At 66.7% G+C, this 18,869-nt stretch carries 16 protein-coding genes; 10 read left to right on the top strand and 6 right to left on the bottom strand.

The window, feature by feature from the left end; translation table 11 throughout:
- Positions 1-161: 161 nt before the first annotated feature.
- From CJ197_RS11645 to CJ197_RS14935, 5 genes are all read left to right on the top strand, one after another.
- Positions 162-2,096, top strand: a complete 1,935-nt coding sequence (locus CJ197_RS11645; protein ID WP_158239478.1) for a nucleoside-diphosphate sugar epimerase/dehydratase — start codon at positions 162-164, stop codon at positions 2,094-2,096.
- Between the two features lies 1 nt (position 2,097).
- The gene (locus CJ197_RS11650) at positions 2,098-3,348 is read left to right on the top strand and encodes a glycosyltransferase family 4 protein (RefSeq protein ID WP_102236923.1); all 1,251 of its coding nucleotides are present in this window, start codon (positions 2,098-2,100) and stop codon (positions 3,346-3,348) included.
- Positions 3,345-4,511 (top strand): nucleotide sugar dehydrogenase, encoded by a 1,167-nt coding sequence (locus CJ197_RS11655; protein WP_102236924.1) that lies wholly within the window; start codon positions 3,345-3,347, stop codon positions 4,509-4,511. Before CJ197_RS11650 ends, CJ197_RS11655 begins: the two co-directional genes overlap by 4 nt.
- A gap of 76 nt (positions 4,512-4,587) precedes the next feature.
- Complete coding sequence (locus CJ197_RS11660; protein WP_158239479.1) at positions 4,588-5,688, top strand: glycosyltransferase family 4 protein; 1,101 nt, start codon at positions 4,588-4,590, stop codon at positions 5,686-5,688.
- 63 nt (positions 5,689-5,751) lie between these two features.
- A complete protein-coding gene (locus CJ197_RS14935; protein ID WP_146007769.1) occupies positions 5,752-7,161 on the top strand; it encodes a hypothetical protein in 1,410 nt (469 codons plus the stop codon).
- A gap of 62 nt (positions 7,162-7,223) precedes the next feature.
- Here CJ197_RS14935 and CJ197_RS11670 read toward each other — a convergent pair whose 3' ends face one another.
- Genes CJ197_RS11670 through CJ197_RS11695 form a run of 6 tightly spaced genes read right to left on the bottom strand, consistent with a single transcriptional unit; the run spans position 7,224 to position 13,146 of the window.
- Complete coding sequence (locus CJ197_RS11670; RefSeq protein WP_158239480.1) at positions 7,224-8,504, bottom strand: lipopolysaccharide biosynthesis protein; 1,281 nt, start codon at positions 8,502-8,504, stop codon at positions 7,224-7,226.
- The gene (locus CJ197_RS11675) at positions 8,501-9,151 is read right to left on the bottom strand and encodes an acetyltransferase (protein WP_102236928.1); all 651 of its coding nucleotides are present in this window, start codon (positions 9,149-9,151) and stop codon (positions 8,501-8,503) included. The genes CJ197_RS11670 and CJ197_RS11675 overlap by 4 nt, the downstream gene beginning before the upstream one ends.
- Positions 9,151-9,768 (bottom strand): sugar transferase, encoded by a 618-nt coding sequence (locus CJ197_RS11680; RefSeq protein ID WP_102236929.1) that lies wholly within the window; start codon positions 9,766-9,768, stop codon positions 9,151-9,153. Before CJ197_RS11680 ends, CJ197_RS11675 begins: the two co-directional genes overlap by 1 nt.
- Positions 9,768-10,916, bottom strand: a complete 1,149-nt coding sequence (locus tag CJ197_RS11685) for a DegT/DnrJ/EryC1/StrS aminotransferase family protein (RefSeq protein ID WP_102236930.1) — start codon at positions 10,914-10,916, stop codon at positions 9,768-9,770. Before CJ197_RS11685 ends, CJ197_RS11680 begins: the two co-directional genes overlap by 1 nt.
- Complete coding sequence (locus tag CJ197_RS11690) at positions 10,913-11,485, bottom strand: hypothetical protein (protein WP_102236931.1); 573 nt, start codon at positions 11,483-11,485, stop codon at positions 10,913-10,915. The genes CJ197_RS11685 and CJ197_RS11690 overlap by 4 nt, the downstream gene beginning before the upstream one ends.
- Positions 11,485-13,146 carry a polysaccharide biosynthesis tyrosine autokinase gene (locus tag CJ197_RS11695; protein WP_102236932.1) on the bottom strand — a complete coding sequence of 554 codons (1,662 nt, stop codon included), beginning with the start codon at positions 13,144-13,146 and terminating at the stop codon, positions 11,485-11,487. Before CJ197_RS11695 ends, CJ197_RS11690 begins: the two co-directional genes overlap by 1 nt.
- Before the next feature lie 220 nt (positions 13,147-13,366).
- Between CJ197_RS11695 and CJ197_RS11700 the strand changes: the two genes are divergently transcribed.
- The 5 genes from CJ197_RS11700 to CJ197_RS11720 are packed head-to-tail and all read left to right on the top strand — an operon-like array spanning position 13,367 to position 18,864.
- Positions 13,367-14,929, top strand: a complete 1,563-nt coding sequence (locus CJ197_RS11700) for a polysaccharide biosynthesis tyrosine autokinase (protein WP_102236933.1) — start codon at positions 13,367-13,369, stop codon at positions 14,927-14,929.
- The gene (locus tag CJ197_RS11705; RefSeq protein ID WP_102236934.1) at positions 14,926-15,891 is read left to right on the top strand and encodes a glycosyltransferase family 2 protein; all 966 of its coding nucleotides are present in this window, start codon (positions 14,926-14,928) and stop codon (positions 15,889-15,891) included. The genes CJ197_RS11700 and CJ197_RS11705 overlap by 4 nt, the downstream gene beginning before the upstream one ends.
- On the top strand, positions 15,888-16,901 hold the full coding sequence (locus tag CJ197_RS11710) for a glycosyltransferase (RefSeq protein WP_102236935.1): 1,014 nt from the start codon (positions 15,888-15,890) through the stop codon (positions 16,899-16,901). The genes CJ197_RS11705 and CJ197_RS11710 overlap by 4 nt, the downstream gene beginning before the upstream one ends.
- Positions 16,892-18,094: a hypothetical protein gene (locus CJ197_RS11715; RefSeq protein ID WP_233190891.1), complete on the top strand. Its 1,203-nt coding sequence runs from the start codon at positions 16,892-16,894 to the stop codon at positions 18,092-18,094. Before CJ197_RS11710 ends, CJ197_RS11715 begins: the two co-directional genes overlap by 10 nt.
- Positions 18,091-18,864 carry a cytidylyltransferase domain-containing protein gene (locus CJ197_RS11720; RefSeq protein ID WP_102236936.1) on the top strand — a complete coding sequence of 258 codons (774 nt, stop codon included), beginning with the start codon at positions 18,091-18,093 and terminating at the stop codon, positions 18,862-18,864. The genes CJ197_RS11715 and CJ197_RS11720 overlap by 4 nt, the downstream gene beginning before the upstream one ends.
- The last annotated feature ends 5 nt before the right edge of the window (positions 18,865-18,869 follow it).

Genomic DNA, 18,869 nt, shown 5'->3' on the forward strand with positions numbered 1-18,869 from the left:
CCTTCGGATCCCGAATGTGGGTTATCTCGGTTAGCATGGGCGAGCCTCCTGGACAGGTGCCAGGCGGTCCTTCGTGCCCCCCCCCACCCGTCCCCGAAGCCGGCCCCCGGCGCATACCTCCTCCGCACAAATGCGCCGGTGACCTGCATGAAAGGTTTCGGATGTCCTCCACCCCCACCCCTGAGCCCGATGCTGGATCCCGCCCCACGGTGGTGCGGCGCACGCGCCCGTTCCCGCCGTGGATGGCGATCGCGACGGATTCTCTGGCGTGGCTGGTGGCGATTTCTTTCCTGACGATCAGCCGTTTCCTGCTATCGGATATCGGTCAGGAGACGGCCTGGTCCGAGGTGTTCCGGGGCATGGGCCTGATCGCCCTGGCAGCGATCGTGCTGCAGGTGCTGTGGGGGATCTGGAACGGTCTGTACCGCAGCCGCTTCGTGGTGGGCTCGCTGGATGAGGCGAAGCATCTGTCGGTCGCCGCGGTGGGCGTGTGGGTGCCGCTGGTGGCGCTGGTGTTCTTCACGGCGGTGATTCCGCGCAGCGTGGTGCTGGCGGTGCTGCCGATGGCGCTGCTGCTGATGGGGGCGGCGCGCCTCGTGTTCCGTGCACTGATGGAGGGGCGCTCGCGGCCGGGGGCGGATGCCACGCCGGTGCTGCTGTATGGCGCGGGGGATCTGGGACATTCGGTGGCGCGGCAGATGCGGGCCGATCCGTTCTCGGAGCTGCGCCCGGTGGGGTTCTTGGATGATGACGCCTCGAAGAAGGGCTTCGTGCTGCAGGGCGTGAAGGTCCTGGGCAGTGGCGCGCAGATGGCGCGGATCGCCCGGGAGACGGGCGCGGAGGCTGTGGTCATCACACGCAGCCGCGTGGATTCGTCGGACCTGCGGGATGTGCACGAGGTGACGGAGGCGGAGGGCCTGCGCATGCTGGTGTTCCCCTCGATCAATGAGACGCTGTCGCAGCGCCGCACCACCCGCAGCCTGCGGGATGTGTCGGTCGATGACCTGGTGGGGCGGCATCCGGCGGAGATCGACCTGTCCTCGGTGGCGGGCTATCTCTCGGGCAAGCGGGTGCTGGTCACCGGTGCCGGCGGGTCGATCGGCTCGGAGCTGTGCCGGCAGATCCACAAGTTCGGGCCCAGTGAGCTGTTCATGCTGGACCGGGATGAGTCGGGGCTGCATTCCACGCAGATCTCGATCTTCGGCCACGGGCTGCTGGATACGCGTGACGCGGTGCTGGCGGATATCCGGGAGCGGGATGATCTGCTGCGGGTGTTCCGGGACCGCCGCCCGGAGGTCGTGTTCCATGCGGCGGCGCTGAAGCACCTGCCGATGCTGGAGCAGTACCCCTCCGAGGCGTGGAAGACGAACGTGCTGGGCACGCTGAACGTGCTGAAGGCCGCGATGGATGTGGGCGTGGAGCACTTCGTGAACATCTCCACGGACAAGGCGGCGAACCCGACGAGCGCGCTGGGGCACTCCAAGCGCATGGCGGAGCAGCTCACGGCATGGGCGGCGAAGCAGGATGAGGGAAGCTACGTCTCGGTGCGGTTCGGCAATGTGCTGGGCTCGCGCGGGTCGATGCTGCCGACGTTCCAGGCACAGATCGAGAAAGGTGGGCCGGTGACGGTCACCCACCCGGATGTGACCCGCTACTTCATGACCATCCCGGAGGCCTGCGAGCTGGTGGTGCAGGCCGGTGCGATCGGCGAGGATGGCCAGGTGATGATCCTGGACATGGGCGAGCCGGTGCGCATCATGGACGTGGCCCAGCGGATGATCGACATGTCCGGCAAGGACGTGGAGATCGTCTTCACCGGCCTACGCCATGGCGAGAAGCTCCACGAGGACCTCTTCGCGGTGGACGAGCAGATCGAGAGCCCGCTGCACCCGCGCATCTCCCATGCCCCCGTGCCGTGCATTCGGCCCGATGAACTGAGCTTCGACCAGTGGCTCGAGAGCGTGCAGGACAAGGCCGCCCTGCGCACCCGGACCGGGGAGATCCCGCTGGACCGGCGGACGCTGTCTCTGTCCGACGAGGTATTTGGGGCCGTGGGTTCGGCGCGGAGCGAGACGAAATCCGCGGAAAGGAGCTGAAGTGCGGATCACCTATATTCACCAGCACTTCGTGCTCCCGGATGAGCCTGGTGGTTCCCGTCCGTGGGAATTCAGCAGGCGCCTTGCGCGGAACGGGCATCGCGTCACCATGATCTGTGGCGGTCCGGAGGGCCTGCGGACCACGCGCGAGGGCGTAGAGATCATCCGACTGCCGATCCCCTACTCAAACAGCATGGGCTTCGTTTCCCGCATCCTGTCCTTCGCACGGTTCATGGTCTCCGCGACGTGGGTGGCAGCAAAGACCCCCGCGGATCTTGTGTTCGCGTCAAGTACACCGCTCACCGTGGCTGTTCCGGGGATGATCGCTGCTCTGGTGCGCCGACGGCCGTTCGTCTTTGAGGTCAGGGACCTCTGGCCCGGTGTCCCAGTAGAGCTTGGGCTCCTGACCAATCGGGCGATGATTGCCGTGGCTCGTGCCCTCGAGAAGTTGACCTACCGGCAGTCGCGCTCTGTCATCGCGCTTTCGCCGTCAATGGCCGACGGGGTCCGCGAGGTCCATCCGGACGCGAATGTCCATCTGGTCCCTAACTCGGCCGACGTAGAGCTGTTCCGCGTCAGTGCGGACGAGCGGCGGAAGCTCCGAGCAGGGTTTGACTGGGGGGATGACGAGCTGGTCCTGGCCTATTGCGGCTCGTTCGGTCGGTCCTACGACTTGGAATGGACGGTGCGTGTAGCAGCTGAGTTGAAGGATGACCCGGTCCGCGTAGTGCTCGTCGGGGAGGGGGCAACCACTGATGACCTCACTGCATTGTGCAAGACGCTGGGGTTGGACCCGGCGGCGATCCTCTGGGGATCGCGACCCAAGTCCGAGGTTGCGAAGATCGTGAGTGCTGCGGACGTCGTGGTGTCGACGCTGATCGACCACCCTGCCCTGGAGGGCAACTCGCTCAACAAGGTCTTTGATGCTATGGCCGCTGGACGACCGGTGCTTTTCAATCATCGCGGGTGGCTCGGCGGAACCATGGCTGACAAGGGAGCAGGTTGGCTGGCTAGCCGTGAACCCGCGTCTGCGGCATCCCTGATCCGGACTCTGGTGAGCGAACGTGAGACCGTTGAGGAGTCAGCTGCGCAGTCCGCCGCACTGGGTGATGCGCAGTTCTCGAGAGATCACCTGTTCTCCGTCTTTGAAGAGGTACTCCTACGCGCAGCATCATCGCACCCCAGCCGTAGGCCACACGGCCTCACTTGGCTGCGTCGCCGCCGCGGAAACACGTATAAGAGGCAGTCATGAAAATCGCAGTGTTCGGGTTGGGGTATGTGGGCGTCGCCAACGCTATCGTGCTAGCGCAGCATCACTCGGTCATCGCAGTAGACATCTCCGGCGATCGCGTGGCGATGATCAATGATGGCCTCAGCCCTATTCGAGATTCCGAGGTCGAAGCAGCACTGAAGGCCAAGCAGCTTGACCTAGAAGCGACAACGGATCCCTTGCGGGCGGTGGATGGTGCGAACTTCGTCATCATCGCCACACCCACGAACTACGATTCGGACACCAACCAGTTTGATACCGGGTCGGTGGAAAGCGTGATCGCGATGATCGCCGATAGCGGAAATACACCTGCGGTGGTCATCAAGTCAACGATTCCTGTGGGATTCACGGATGAGATGCAGCAAAAGCATCCTGGGCTGCCAATTCTCTTCTCTCCGGAGTTCCTGCGCGAGGGCCGCGCGCTATATGATAATCTTCATCCATCGCGGATCGTTGTCGCAGGTCCAGAGCCGTACGCATCTGCGTTCGCCGCTCTCCTGGAAGAGGGGGCGGAATCTGCCGACACCCCAGTCCTCATCACGGGAAGGGTTGAGGCGGAGTCAATCAAACTCTTCGCCAACACCTACCTCGCGATGCGCGTTGCATTCTTCAACGAGTTGGACACCTTCGCTGCTACACACGGATTGAACGTTCGACAGATTATTGAAGGTGTCGGGCATGACCCACGCATCGGTAGTCATTACAATAATCCATCGTTCGGCTACGGGGGCTATTGCCTCCCCAAGGACACCAAACAGCTTCTCGCCAACTACGAGGACATTCCTCAAACTCTGATACGCGCGACGGTAGAGTCAAATGCTACCCGAATTCAGTTTATTATCAACGATATCGCCTCGAAGCGCCCCGGTGTGGTGGGCGTGTATCGACTCGCGATGAAGGCGGGCTCGGACAACTTTCGTGAGTCAGCAGTGCTGAAGGTTATCGACGGCCTCCTCGGCAAGGGAATATCAGTCGTAATCTTTGAGCCCGAGATCCGCAGCGAGATCCCGACGGGCACGGAGGTAATTGAAAGTCTGAATGAGTTTATGCGGCGGGCGGACGTAATTGTGGCGAACCGGGTAACACCCGACCTCACTGAACAGGCAGAGAAGGTCTACTCTCGGGATATATTTGGCGAAAACTGAGCTCCTGGGGGTTCCGAGCGTGCCCAGCAGGGCGCACGAGCTTGGACGCGGACATCACACGAAAGGGATGCACAATATGACTGAACGGTCTGGGGTGCGGATTGTCCATCTTACAACCGCGCACGGTCCAGAAGACAACCGGATAGTCCGCAAGGAGTGCCAGGCTCTTGCGGATTCTGGATACGACGTGCATCTCGTCGCTCGCGGCCCGAAACAGCGCGTCGCTCCCGGCGTCGAACACCATATTCTGCCCACAATACCCACCCGAGCGCTCCGAATGTTGCTCGGTCCCGCTATGGGATGGCTCCGCGCGCTTGTGCTGCGGCCCGATATCGTTCATATTCACGATCCAGAGCTTGTTCCGCTTGGGGCCGTTGCGAGCAAGATACTTCGTCAGCGAGTGATTTACGATGCGCATGAGGATCTGGAGTCACAAGTATTCCACAAGCCATACCTTCCCCGGAGGACGCGCCCAATAATTTCTCGCTTCGCCCGGACGATCGAGAAGCTCGCCGATCGCAACGTCACAGCGATAGTGACGGTGACACAGAAGGTTGCAAGTAAATATCAGAACGAGCATTTAGCTATCGTTCGCAACTACCCTCTTTCGGGAGACTATCCGGCCCCAAAGGGTGACGATTCCCCAAACGAGAAGTTCACGTTTGGCTACGTAGGTGCAATCACCGAAGCACGCGGTTTAGTCGAAATGATCAATGCCACAGTAAATCACAGGCTTGTTCTCGTTGGGCCCGCCGATAATGCAGCCCAGGAGCACATAGATGCCGCCCCTCCGCATGTGACATATTGCGGAAGAAGGTCACCCGCCGAGATTCCTGAGATTATTGGTTCATTCGATGCCGGCCTCGTCCTACTGCATGACCTCCCAAACCATCGTGAATCTATTCCAACGAAGCTGATTGAATATATGGCGGGCGCTAAGCCGTTCATTGCCACGGATTTTCGCGCTTGGCGAGAACTGGTTGGCGTGGAGGGCGCCGGTTACTTTTGTAACGTCGCGGATCCTCGCGCCTGTGCAGACGCGGTGGAGGACCTCGCCCGAAACCCTCGTCGTGCGCGAAACATGGGGCGTGTCGGCCGGAAAGCTTTCGAGGAAAAGCTTACCTTCGGAGCTGAAGCCTCGAAACTGATTGCGCTGTATGATGCATTACTCGCGTAGCGAGAAGTCCCAGACGGGAGAGAACTTCCCAGTGTTGGCCGATGGTAGAGATATGGAATATCGATGAGCCGATTCGCAGTTAGTCCAAATGCGACAGGGGTGTCGCAGTTTGATGATCGAATCCATCTGGTCGGTTTGCGCTTGATCTCCGCCACCTGTGGCGCCGCGCTTGCGGTCCTGCTCGTCTGGAGTGTCGGACGATTTATTTCTGGCCCTTTCCGCTACCTTGGGTACACGCCTCGCGCTTGGCACTGGGATGAGCTGGTTGTCGCGGCTATTTGCGCTGTGCTGCTGTTCTTCATCGCGGGAGATCGTGCCGAGACCCCCGGCCGCGCCGGCATTGCATTTCTTGTCGTATTTGTGGGGCTGCCGGTTCTGCTGTTACCCGTGTTTTATGGAACCATCGACAGGCGAACACTGGCGATACTTTCGCTAGTTGTGGTTGTAAGCTTTGGAATTATTCGTATCTTTCATTGTCTGGCGCCAATGGTATCTCTTCCGCGCATTCCTGATGTGTTTCCGCCCGCCCTACTGTTGGGCTTACTCTCTGTGGCGAGCCTGGCGCTCGTCATTGGCTTGACTGGAATATCCATTGACTGGGTGTCGCTGACGAATGCGTATGAGCAACGGGATGAGTACTCCGCCGCCTCCTCAAGTGTGGTCGCCTACGCCTTGGGCTGGACCGGCGGAGGAGCGCTGGCTGCTCTTGCAGCGTATGGATACCATCTGCGTTCCTGGTTCTATATGGCGATCGGTTTCGGTGGCTTAGTGGCCATTTACATGCTTACTGGCTACAAAAGCTATCTTTTGGGTGCGGCTCTTGTTTTAGTGCTGGCGCTAATTTTCGGTAGGTCTCGCGAGGTGCGCGTGTGGAGGGTGTACCTAATTTTTGGGGGTGCAATTAGCGCGGCGGGCGTCATGGATTGGGTCACGGGGTCAAACTTCTTTACGTCACTAGGGGTGCGGCGCGCATTTTCGACGGCGGGCATCAATACTGGGTACTTCATCGACTTCTTCGAGAAGCATCCTAAGTACGGGTTGAGGCACAGCGTGTTGAGCTTTATGGGCGAGCCTCCGTTCAGCACGTCGCCGGCGAAGCTCATTGGATCCGTTTATTACTCGCAGGAGGGTGTTGCTGCAAATGCCAACTTCCTCGCGGACGGGATGGCGAACTTCGGCTTCGGCGGAATGCTCGGTGCGAGTGCTGTGGTGGGAATATGGCTCGGCTTTGTTGATCTGGTGGCTGCGGAGCTTCCCGCAGGCATCGTGTTTGCTGCGATCGCAGTAGTGCTCGTAGCGTTTTCGAACACCGCATCGCTGACAGTCCTTGCTACCCACGGTGGGGCGGCAAGCCTCATTGCCCTATGGATTGTCGGCGAGGACTGGCGGCGCAGATCCGTTGCCATGCAGTCTGCGGAGGAAGTGTCGGGTAGCTCGAAGCTGGCGCAGGCTGGTGACGCACAAACGCTTTAGTCAGTCAGGCTCCTGTGGAGTGTGGTCTGGACACGAGGCAACCGCATCACATGAGCGCTCTGTCAGTTTGAAGTTCGAGCGAGGGTATTTTGCCGGCACGCCCTTCGAACGAGCAGGTACAGTGCTGCGTACAAGATGACCATTGCGCCCGAATATGCGGTGGCGGCGGCGATCATCCCACCGCCAGCGAGTGGTATTCCGATGAAGATTGCTGTGAAAAGAACGACGCGGGTTGCGTCCCAGGCCATCAGGATGCCTGGTCGCTTGGTGAGGTTCAGGATCTGGGCCAGGGGCGAACCAACGCCTTGAGCAAAGGCGCCTACGGACAGCACACGGAGGGTGGTGCCGACATCTTCCCATGCGTTGCCCAACAGGGCATTCGCGAGGTAGGGGCCTAAAAGAGCGGCACCGAGCGCTACTACCCCCATAAGAACTGCAAGCTGTCGGACGAGGCCATTGACGGTGGGAAGCAACTTGGGGTCGTGCCGGGCTGCGAGGCGTCCGATTTCCCCAACACTCGTGGTCCCGATGGCCTGGGCCATGATCTGTATTGGGCCGAGCAGCATTCTCACTGCCATGGCGAAGATGCCTGCTCCGACGGTGCCGAACATGCTTGTGGTCAGGAGAATCGGCACCTGGCTACCGGCACTGTTGACCAGCGCGCTAGCTCCGGCTGTGGAAGCGAAGCCTCGGGCCCGCCGCCAGGTGGACCGCAGTGGCATCCGTCCAGGGCGCAGAGAGAGCAGCGGCAGCACCCACTGCGCTCGGGCAAGCAAGAATCCGCCGACCAGCGCAAAGGCTGTTGGTGACACAAGAGCCAGGACTACCTGGAAAAGTCCAGTGCCGCCGCCCTGAATTGCATTGCTCAGTCCGAGGGTGGCGTAGCGCCGCTCGTGGGAGTACAGAACACTTGCGACGAGTTGAAGCGATCCCATGAATACCATCGGTCCGGCAAGCAGCCACAGCGGAGATGCGCCGGTGACCAGGATGATCGCGGTGATGACGGCGGAGATCGCAATCGAAGCCGCGGCAGCGAAGAGCAGCGCAAGAAGCTGAGCATTGATGCGGTGAGCTGCTGATCGGGCGCTCGCCGCAAAGATCTCAAGTCGTAGCGTCGAGGCCCCGATGAACATGGTCGCTGTGGCGAGAATTGCGGCGAAAGTTCCGAACGTTTCGGGAGTGACGAGGCGGCCGAGGAGCGGGGTAAGGAGGTAGTTGATTCCATACCCGAGCACGCTGCCGGCGAAAACTAGAGCAGTACCGCGGCGGAGCCTGCGAGTGATCGCGCCAGCGCTGTCGTCGGCCTCATCTCCGGAGAGTGGTGCATCCGAAGGCTCGCTCACCACCGCCCCGGCACCCCTTTCACGGTCACGCCCGCAGGCACATCCTTGGTCACGAGCGCCGCGGCGCCTACCACAGCATCATCGCCTACGCGCAGACCCTGCAGTACGGTGGCGCGGCCACCTAGGAGCGCTCCGTTGCCCAGATGCGCTTCCCCGGAGACGGTTGCCCCGGGGTTCACGGCCGCGTAGTCGCCCAGGCTCGAATCGTGGCCCACCGCGGCGTTCATGTTCACGATGGTGTGCCGGCCGGTGCGGACGTTCGTGGACAGCTGCGCCCCGGCGTAGATCGTCGTCCCCTCGCCCAGCACCACCTGGGATCCCAGGATCGCCTGCGGGTGCACCAACGTGACCGGCCGGAGGCCGCCGGCCTCGACCTTGGCCGCGAGCAGCCGGCGCAGGTGTGGGAAGGCGACTCCGAGCGTGAAATGGTGGACCGAGCGGGAACCCGCGGCGCGGAAGTCTTCGATCGTGCCCAGGTAGGGGACGTCCCGCGCGGCCAGACGCTCCAGGTTCTGGGGCGAGGGGCTATCATCGAGCACACCGACGACCTCCCAGCGGGCGCCATCGGCGTTGCAGGCCGCGATGATGTCCAGCACCTCGCGGCCGGTTCCGGCGGCGCCCACCACCACCAGGGGAGTCGTCTCCATCAGGAATCCTCGGCGGGGTGGGTGGATGTGCCGGTGAAGCGGGGCATGGTCGCCTGGCCTTCGGCGCTGATCCCATCACGCCGCACCACCGTCATCACCGTGCGCCACAGGATCTGGGCATCCAGCCGCAGGCTGCGCTGCTCCACATACCGCACATCGTGCGCGAAGCGCTGCTCCCACGTGGTGTCGTTACGGCCCGAGACCTGCGCGAGCCCCGTGATGCCGGGGCGCACCTCATGCCGGCGGCGTTGCTCGGGCGTATACAGCGGCAGGTACTCCATGAGCAGCGGCCGCGGCCCCACCAGGCTCATGTCCCCGCGCACCACATTCCACAGCGACGGCAGCTCATCCAGGCTCGTCGAACGCAGCAGCGTCCCAAAACCGCTCAGCCGGTCTGCATCCGGCTCCCCGGGATAGGCAGGGTCCCGCATCGAGCGGAACTTCAGCAGCTCGAACGGCTTACCGTCCTTGCCCGGCCGCTGCTGCCGGAACAGCACCGGGGAGCCCAGCTTCACCCGCACCGCCGCGGCCACCACCACCTGGATCGGCAGGGACACCACCGCCGCAGGCAGGGACACAGCGAGGTCCAGGCTTCGCTTCAGCGGGTCATACCGCATCAGCCCCGCGCCCCCACGAACTCGCTGATCGCATCCAGTACCCGCTGGATCGTCGCCTCATCGTGCGCGGACCCGGACGGCAGCGACAGCCCCGTGCGGAACAGCCGCTCCGAAACGCCGCTGACGTAGGCGGTGCGGCCAGCGAACACCGGCTGCAGGTGCATCGGCTTCCACAGCGGCCGCGCCTCAATGTTCAGGCCCGTCAGATGCTCCTGCAGCTCGCTCGCCGCGAAGCCCGCGGCCTCCGGATCCACCAGGATGCTGGTCAGCCACGCGTTATCCCGCGTCGCCCCATCCTCGCTGTGATCGGGCATCCCGAACAGGGTCACGCCCGGCATGTCCTCCACCAGGCGCGCATAGGCGGCGCGAATCTCGTGACGGCGGTCGATCATCTGCGGCAGCCGCGCCAGCTGCGCGCGTCCCAGGGCCGCCAGCAGGTTCGAGAGCCGGTAGTTGTAGCCGATGTCCGTATGCTCGTAATGCACCACCGGCTGCCGCGCCTGCGTCGCCAGGTAGCGGGTGCGGGCGGCGAGATCCCCGTCGTCGGTGAGTAGGGCCCCGCCACCGGAGGTGGTCATGATCTTGTTGCCGTTGAAGGACACCGCCGCCGCGACGCCATAGGCCGGAGCGGGCCGTCCCGCGAGCGTCGCCCCCACGGACTCCGCTGCATCGGACAGCACCGGCACCCCGTAGCGCTCCGCGATCTCGCCGATCCGGGCGTGATCCACCACCTTGCCCAGCAGATCCACCGGGAGAATCGCCCGCACCTGCGCGCCGCGGGCAGTGAGCTCGTCCATCGCCTGCTCGAGCAGCTGCGGATCCATCGACCCGGACTCATCGGCGTCGATGAACACCGGTTCCGCGCCCGTATACACGATCGCATTGGCCGTCGCGGCGAACGTCATCGAGGACGTGACCACCACATCCCCGGGCCCCGCGCCCAGCTGGATCAGCGCCAGGTGCAGCGCCGCAGTCCCCGAGGACAGCGCCACTGCATGCTCACGCCCGCAGAACTCCGCCAGCTCCTGCTCGAAGGCATCCACCTCCGGGCCCAGAGGTGCGATCCACCCGCCGCGGAACGCCCGCAGCAGCGCCTGCTCCTCCGCCTCCGTCACATCCGGCGGCGACAGGAAGATCCGCTCACTCATCGCTGCTCTCCCTCCGTGACCCCCACATGCCGGTGCAGCGCCTCGCTGATCTGCTCGCTGAGCTCCACCACCTGCGTGAACGCGGTCTCGTAGCCCTCAGCTGGGCCGCCGTACGGGTCGGGGATATCTAGGTCGCGCTCTTCGGTCACCCGCTGGGTGCGCAGTCGCGAGGCCGCGAGCGCCAGTTCCTTCACCGAGCCGAACCGGGCGTCCTCCTCCAGCAGCTCGAGCACGCTCGCGAGCTCCACCAGGGTGAAAACGCGCCGCACCGTGCGCGGCGCCAGCTTCGCCACCACGGCCCGCTGCTCGGTGGTCATCGTGATCAGCAGATCCGCGGACTCCGCGGTCGCCTTGTCCAGCTGACGCCCCACATGCTCCAGCTCGGTATCCAGCATGCGGCGCACGAACCCGACGGTCTCACTCGGCGCCGGGCGATCCACTGCCGCCTGGGTGCCGGCGCTGCTCACGCCCACTCCGAGATCCACCAGGCGCTCCGCCAGGATCGCCTCACCGACCGCTGAGCGGCAGATATTGCCCGTGCAGATCACCAGCACCGACCCGGCAGCCATCAGTGATCCACCTGCCCTCGGGACGCCGCGCCCGGCCAGGAGCGCTTCTGGCTGCTATACCCGGCCAGATCCACATCCGCGCGGCGCTTGCCCGAGGCTGGCTCCACGGGGGACACCCCCGGCAGGGACCACAGATCCTGCTCCGGCTCGGGCTGCGGATCCGCCGCCCGCGCCGCGGGGGCGGTATGCCGACCAGTGGAGTCACCGCGGGCCGCCGGGGCTTCCTGCTCGAGGGACTTCGCCGGGGCCGACGGGGCCTCCTTCGCCACGCTCTGCCGCACCGCCGAACCATCGGTCGTATACGAGTAGTTGTAGCGGTAGCTCGAGCGGCCGGAGGTGGGCACCCGGTTCAGCACGATGCCCAGGATCTTCGCGTCCACCGCCTCGAGCTTCTCGAGCGCCTGCTGCAGCTGGTGGCGCCGCACATGCTCGCTGCGGGCCACCACCAGCGCCCCGCCCACCAGGCGGGAGAGCACCACCGAATCGGTCACCGCCAGCAGCGGCGGCGCATCCACGATCACGTAGTCGTACTCCGCGGTGGCCTGCGCCAGCAGCTGCTCCATCGCCTCGCTGCCCAGGATCTCCGAGGGGTTCGGGGGGATCGGCCCGGAGGCCAGCACATCCAGGCCATCGGTGGCCATCGGCTGGATCACGTCCTCCAGATCCGCCTCGCCGATCAGCACCGTAGTCAGCCCCGCATTGCCCTCGAGCCCCATGTAGTGGTGCAGCGAGGGGCGGCGCAGATCCGCATCGATCAGCAGCACCTTCCCGCCGGACTGCGCCACCACATGCGCGAGGTTGATCGCGGAGGAGGTCTTACCCTCCGCCGGCAGTGAGGAGGTCAGCAGCACGCTGCGCTTCCCCTCCGCCAGGCCCATGAACTGCAGGTTCGTGCGCAGATCGCGGTACGCCTCCGCCTGCACGGACTGCGGATGCTGCGAGGCGATCAGCGGCAGATGCTTCGTGTCCCGCGAGTACGGGATCTTCGCGATCACCGGGCGTTCGAAGGTGCGCTCCAGATCCTCCGCGCGCCGCACCCGGTTATCCAGCAGGTCCCGCACGATCGCCATCGCGACCGCCGCCATCAGACCCAGCACCACGCCGATCGCGAGGTTCCGCGTCAGCGACGGGGAGGCGGGGGAGGTGGGCACCGTCGCCGGGGTGATCACCGTCAGCTCCACCGAGGCGTCCTCGCCGTTGCTCTCCAGCTCCGAGACCCGCTCACGCAGGCTCTCCGCCGTGGCATCGGCGATCGTCGCGGCCTGCTGCGGATCCTCATCGGTGACCGTGATCTCCAGGATCAGCGTCTCCGGCGGCACCGTCGTGGAGATCATTCCCGCCAGCTGCTGCGGCGTGGAATCCAGGCCCTGGTCTTCGATCACCGGCTCCAGCACCAGCGGGGTGGTCGCCAGATCCGCATACGAGGTGATCTGCTGGCGGGCAAAGGTCACGCCGCTGTTCAGATCCGTCACCGAGCTGCCGGCCTGGGTCTGCACGAACAGCCGATTGGTGGCCTGGTACGTCGGCGTCTGCATGAGGGTGAAGCCGACGACGGCCCCCAGCACCAGCAGGAACGTCACCAGTGCGGAGATCCATCGATCCCGCAGGATGGCCAGGTAGTTCTGCAGCTCCACGGTCTTCCATTCATTCGACGACGGCACTCCGCAGCCCCTGGCGCCCTGCCGTCGGGTATGCGCTCAGCGCGCCCGCGGGCGCCCGCGTTCAGGCAATTCACGCAGCCGTTCACAGCGGAGTCCCATGAATCGTAACAGCGCACGGAATGCCGGACAGGTGTCGTGACGAACATCCCCGCGCCGATGATTCGCAAGCGCCACGACCTACCATGGGCGCGGCCCCTAGTTACCGGAAGGTGATCCTGCAGTGACGATCGAAGACTTCCTGCGCCTGCTGCTGCGCAACGCGGTGCTGCTGGTGCTCGTCACCGTTCTGGGGGCGGCCGCCGGCTACGGCTACTCCCACACCAAACCGGAGCTGTATTCCGCGAGCGCCCTGGGCTACGTCTCCGCCTCCACCAGCGTGGACGAGGAAGGCAACGCCATCCAGCAGGCCAGCGGCAACATGCAGTTCCAGTACGAGAAGGCGCAGTCCTACCTGCCGCTGTTCCGCACCCGCGCCGTCGGTCAGGCCATCGTCGATGACCTCGGGCTGCAGGCCAGCCCCGACGCCATCGCCGGATCCCTGCAGGTCACCCTGGACCCCAACGCCCCGATCATCACTGTCACCGCCACCGCCGGCAGCCCCGAGGAAGCCTCCCAGATCGCCAACGCCGCGGTGGAGGCCACCGCCGCTGAAGCCCGCCAGCTCGAAACCGGTGGGCAGGAGAACGCGCCGGTGAGCGTGCAGCTGACCACTTACCAGACCGCCATCACCCCCGGCGCGCCCGTCAGCCCCGACCGCAAGAAGTTCCTCCTCGCCGGAGCGGCCGCCGGGCTGCTGCTGGGCCTGGCGCTGGCCTGGTTGCGCCAGCGCAACGACTCCCGCCTGCGCACCGCGGATGACGTCGCGAAAGTCGTCGATGCCCCACTGCTGGGTGTCCTCCCCGACGCCAAGGAGCTGCACCGCGCGAAGGACGGCACCCTCCCGGAGCTGCGCACCTTCGGGTCCCGCGAGGCGATCCGCAAGCTGCGCACCAACCTGCGCTACATCGACGTGGACAACCCCCCGCGCTCTATCGTCGTCACCTCCTCCGCCCCCGGGGAAGGCAAGTCCGTGGTCTCCGCGCACCTGGCCCGCGTCATGGCCCGCGCCGGCCAGCCCACCATCCTCGTGGACGCGGACCTGCGCCGCCCTATGGTCGCCGGCCAGTTCGGCCTCGACGGCGCCGTGGGTCTCGCCCAGGTGCTCGCTGGCGCTGTCCGTCTCGAGGACGCGCTGGAGGAGACCGAGACGGAGCGCCTGCACGTGCTGCCCGCCGGGCAGATCCCCCCGAACCCTTCCGAGCTGCTCGGTTCGCGCCGCATGCACGACCTCATCGCCGACCTCGCCCGCGAGCACTTCGTCATCATCGACGCCCCGCCCGTGCTCGCCGTCACTGACGCGCAGCTGCTGGGCCGCCAAGCCGATGGCGCGCTCATGGTCGCCGTCTCCGGCCGCACCCGCACCTTCGCCCTGGCCCGCGCCGTGGAGTCCCTGCGCACCGTGGGCGGCACCGTCTACGGCGTGGTCCTCAACCGTGCCTCCACCCGGCGCCTCACGCGCCTCGCCTACGGGGATGCGGAATACGGGTACGGCTCCTACGGCCGCTACGGCTACGGCTCCGCCGCCGGGTATGAGGAGGCCGCTGTGGTGCCCGACGCCCCCGATGTGGACGTCGAGGCTGCCGGCGGTCCCGCCGAGCCGATCGCTGCCCCTGCCGCCCCCGCCCGGCGCCGCCGTGGCCGCCGGGAGGCCCCCGTGCAGCCCGAAACCCAGGAGACCCGGTGAGCATCGCCCACCTGGGGGTCGTGATCCCCGTGCACGGCCCCCTCGATGAGGCCGTGCAGGGCCTGCTCACCGCCCTCATCGGCCCGGACGTTCCCGCCGCGGAGCGCCCCGGCGCCGTGGTCGTGGTCGATGACGCGAGCCCCGAACCGCTGGATCCTGCAGCTCTGCCCGCCGGGGCGGAGCTCGTGCGTCGGCCTCGCAACGGCGGTTTCGGCGCCGCGGTGAACACGGGCCTTACGCACCTCGCTGACCACGGAGCGGCCGACGGGGGCGGGATCGACCTCGCGCTCGTGCTGAACTCGGACCTGGAGATCCCGCCCGGCTTCGCCGCGAACCTCGTCGTGCACGCCGCGCCCTGGCAGCCCGCCGTCGTGGGCTGCCGCATCATCGGCCCCGACGGGATGAGCGGGCATGCCGCCCGGTTCTTCCCCACCACCAGCCAGCAGGTCATCGAATGGCTGGTGCCGCTTGCCTCCCAGCGTCACCGCGACGTGCTGCACCGCGCCGTCGGCCATGACCTCAGCGCCGACCGCGGCCACGGCATGATCCCCGTGGACTGGGTCTCCGGCGCCGTGCTCCTCCTGCCGCTCGCGCAGGTGCGCGAGGCCGGCGGGTTCGACGAGGGCTACTTCATGTACTGCGAAGAGGTGGACCTGCAGCTGCGGCTGCGCGCACGCGGCATCCCCGCCCTGCTCGATGCGGACCTCACCGCGATCCACGCCGGCGGCGGCTCCGCAGGGAACGAGGCGCGGCGCCGCCGCTGGCTGCTCGGCGCCCGCCTGCGCTACGCCCGCAAACACGGCAGCATCCACGCCCTGCGCGCCGGCCTCACCGCCGCGAGCTGCGCGAACCTGCTGTGGAACACGGGCCGACGGGCCGCCGGACGCGATGTGAACCCCCTGGCCGTGGCCCGCGAAGAGCTCACCCTCATCCACCGCGCCGGACGGGAGCTGCCCCGATGATGCGCCGCGAGCGTCTGCTGCTCATCTCCCCGACCTTCCACGGCTACTGGCAGTCGATCGGCGATGCGCTGGCCCGCCGCGGCTACGAGGTCACCACCGCCCGCTACGACGCCTACGATCACGTCACCGACAAGCTCCGCCTCAAAGCGACCGTGGAGATCCCCGAGAAGCTCGGCCGCGGGGAGGCCGCGCGTGCCGCGGAGCGTCGGCGCCTCACCGACCGAGTGCTGGGCCTGCTGCGGCAGGTGCGGCCCCAGAAGGTCATCGTCATCAAGGGCGATGGGCTCGACGAGCGGTTCTGGGACGCCACCGCCGATCTGCCGCGCATCCTGTGGCTGTACGACGACCGGCACCGCCACGACTACACCGACGAGTTCCTGCGCAGCGTCGGCCCCGTCCTCAGCTACGCCGCCTCCGAGACCGCCGCCCTCGCGGACCTCGGCGCCGACGCCCATTTCGTGCCGAACGCCTTCGACCCCCATCGGGCCGAGCCCACCGGGCGCCGCAGCGGCGAGATCGTGTTCATCGGTTCCGGGTATGCGAACCGCCGCGAGATCCTCACCGACCTCGCCGAGCGCGGCCTGCCCGTCCACGCCTGGGGCCGGGACTTCTCCCGCCACCTCATCGACCGCGCCCGCACCCTCTCCTGGGCCCGGCCCCCGATCACCGGCTCACGCGAGGTGCCGCTCGAGCGGGCCTACCAGATCCACGCCGAGGCGGCGGCGGCCGTCGCAATCCACGGCCTGCAGGCCGGGCACGCCATGCGCACCTTCGAGATCCCCGGCATGGGCGGGGTGCAGTTCGTGGACCGCCCGGACGTCGACCAGTTCTATGACGTCGGCACCGAGGTGGCGGTGTGGCAGGACGTCGAGGAGCTCGCCGACCTCGCCCAGCGTGCCCTGCATGATGAATCGTGGGCGCAGCGCCTGCGGGAGGCGGGGCGGGCCCGCACCCTGGCCGAGCACACCTTCGACCATCGACTGAGGGAGGTCGATTCCCTGTGGCACTGAACGACCCTGCAGGATCGTCGGAGAACCCAGGGCTGATCCATCCGCGCAGCCTTGAGCGCTGGCAGGAATGGCAGGCCAGCCGCCAGCGCCTGCGCCGCGCCAAGCACGCGATCCACCGTGCCATCACCTCCCGGCGCCGGGGAGCGGGCAGCGGGGCCGCGGGTGCCGGGAGCGCCGCGAGAGGGGACGCGGAGCCGACGGGGCTCGTGCTGCACTCCCGTGCCGGCAGCGCCGCGCATCACCGGGTGCTGCTGGGCGTGGACTCCGCTTCCCCAACCTCCCGCGCCGCCCTGCTCACGGCTCTGCCGTACCTCTCGGCCGGCGTGGACGTCATCACCCCGGCCGATGTCACCCTGCCCGAGCTCGCCGGCCCGGACTGGGAGCGGCAGGAGATCCGCGAGGACCTCGCACCGCTGACCGGACGCGGCATCGGCGCGGTGATGACGCTCGGCCAGCACCTGCGGGCGGGCCGCGCCGTGCATGCCTGGGCGCTCGGGGCGGATGTGCCGGCTGCGGTGGTGCAGCACGGTGCCCTCACCCCCTTCGCCCCGCCGCTGCCCGAGCAGACCACCCTGCTGGCCTGGTCCGAGGCCGATGGCGAGTTCTACCGCTCCGGCCGCGAGGACGTGGCCGTGCGGGTGGTGGGCTCGCAGATGCTGTGGCAGGCCGGGCACCACGGCGACGAGGAGACGCCCGGTACGAAGCTGCCCGCGGCAGGGGTTGATGGGGAGGCGCCCGACCGGGACGCGCCCGCCCACGAGCAGCGTCCGGTGTTCCTGGGGCAGATGCACGGGGCGGAGCTGCCGCGCCGCATCACCGCCCGCACCGCCTACGAGTTCTGCCGCCGCGAGGGCGCGCTGTACCGCCCCCACCCGGCGGAGACCGATGTGCTCTCCCGCGGCGCCCACCGCCTGATGCGCCGCGTCGGTATCGAGATCCAGGACCCGTCGGCCCCCCTGATCGGTGCCGGTGCCCCGGTGGTCGCCATGTTCTCCACCGGGGTGCTCGAGGCCGCGGTGCGCGGCATCCCCGCCTTCGTCACCGCCACCCACACCCCCGCGTGGCTGCGCGAGTTCTGGGAGCGGTACGACATGCGCCGCTGGGGCTTCACCGAACCGACCCCCGCCCCCGCCGTGCCCGCCGATGAGCCGGCCCGCGTGATCGCGCAGGCGCTTGAGGGGAGTGGGGCGTGACCATCCTCGTGGTGATTCCCGCGCGCGGTGGGTCCAAGGGCATTCCGCGCAAGAACCTCATCGACGTTGGCGGGCAGCCGCTGCTGGCCTGGACCATCCAGCAGGCCCTCGCCGCCCGCACCGGCGCCGATCAGGACCTCATCGTCGCGGTCTCCACGGAGGATCCGGAGATCGCGCAGGTGGCCCGTGAGCACGGGGCGAGCGTGATCGACCGTCCCGCCGAGCTCGCCACCGACACCGCCCCCACGGAGCCGACGGTCCTGCACGCCATGGACGTCACCGAAGCCGCGGGCGTGCAGCTCGAGGCGGTGGTGCTGCTGCAGGCCACCTCGCCGGTGCGGCGCACCGACACCATCGGCCGCGCCATCGCCCAGTTCCGCGAGACCGGCGTGGATTCCCTCGTGGGTGTGGTGCCAGAATCCCCGTTCTTCTGGCACCTGCCCACCGCGCCGGGGGAGTCCGCGCGGGCGGACTATGACGTGGATGCGCGGCCGCGCCGCCAGGAACTCACCCCTGATCAGCAGCACTATTTCGAGAACGGCAGCCTGTATGTCACGGCGCCGCGCATCTACCGCGAGCGAGCTAACCGCATCGGCGGGCGCGTGGGCCTGTTCATCCTCGAGGAGGTGGAGGGCGTGGACATCGACACCCTCGAAGACGTGACCGCCGCGGAGAAAATGCTCGCGCGACTTGCCGGGACGGATGCGGGCATCGCGCAGGGGCTGAGCACCCGCGGCACCACCGACGGGACCACGGGCGGGGAGGCATGAGACGC

The organism is Brachybacterium sp. UMB0905 (assembly GCF_002871795.1).
Classification (GTDB): Bacteria; Actinomycetota; Actinomycetes; order Actinomycetales; family Dermabacteraceae; genus Brachybacterium.

Bases quoted from the DNA above. Each gene is read 5' to 3' on its own strand.
- CJ197_RS14935 (WP_146007769.1), top strand. From the start codon at position 5,752: ATGAGCCGATTCGCAGTTAGTCCAAATGCGACAGGGGTGTCGCAGTTT.
- CJ197_RS11675 (WP_102236928.1), bottom strand. From the start codon at position 9,151: ATGGAGACGACTCCCCTGGTGGTGGTGGGCGCCGCCGGAACCGGCCGC.
- CJ197_RS11690 (WP_102236931.1), bottom strand. From the start codon at position 11,485: ATGGCTGCCGGGTCGGTGCTGGTGATCTGCACGGGCAATATCTGCCGC.
- CJ197_RS11680 (WP_102236929.1), bottom strand. From the start codon at position 9,768: ATGCGGTATGACCCGCTGAAGCGAAGCCTGGACCTCGCTGTGTCCCTG.
- CJ197_RS11655 (WP_102236924.1), top strand. From the start codon at position 3,345: ATGAAAATCGCAGTGTTCGGGTTGGGGTATGTGGGCGTCGCCAACGCT.
- CJ197_RS11660 (WP_158239479.1), top strand. From the start codon at position 4,588: ATGACTGAACGGTCTGGGGTGCGGATTGTCCATCTTACAACCGCGCAC.
- CJ197_RS11710 (WP_102236935.1), top strand. From the start codon at position 15,888: ATGATGCGCCGCGAGCGTCTGCTGCTCATCTCCCCGACCTTCCACGGC.
- CJ197_RS11685 (WP_102236930.1), bottom strand. From the start codon at position 10,916: ATGAGTGAGCGGATCTTCCTGTCGCCGCCGGATGTGACGGAGGCGGAG.
- CJ197_RS11645 (WP_158239478.1), top strand. From the start codon at position 162: ATGTCCTCCACCCCCACCCCTGAGCCCGATGCTGGATCCCGCCCCACG.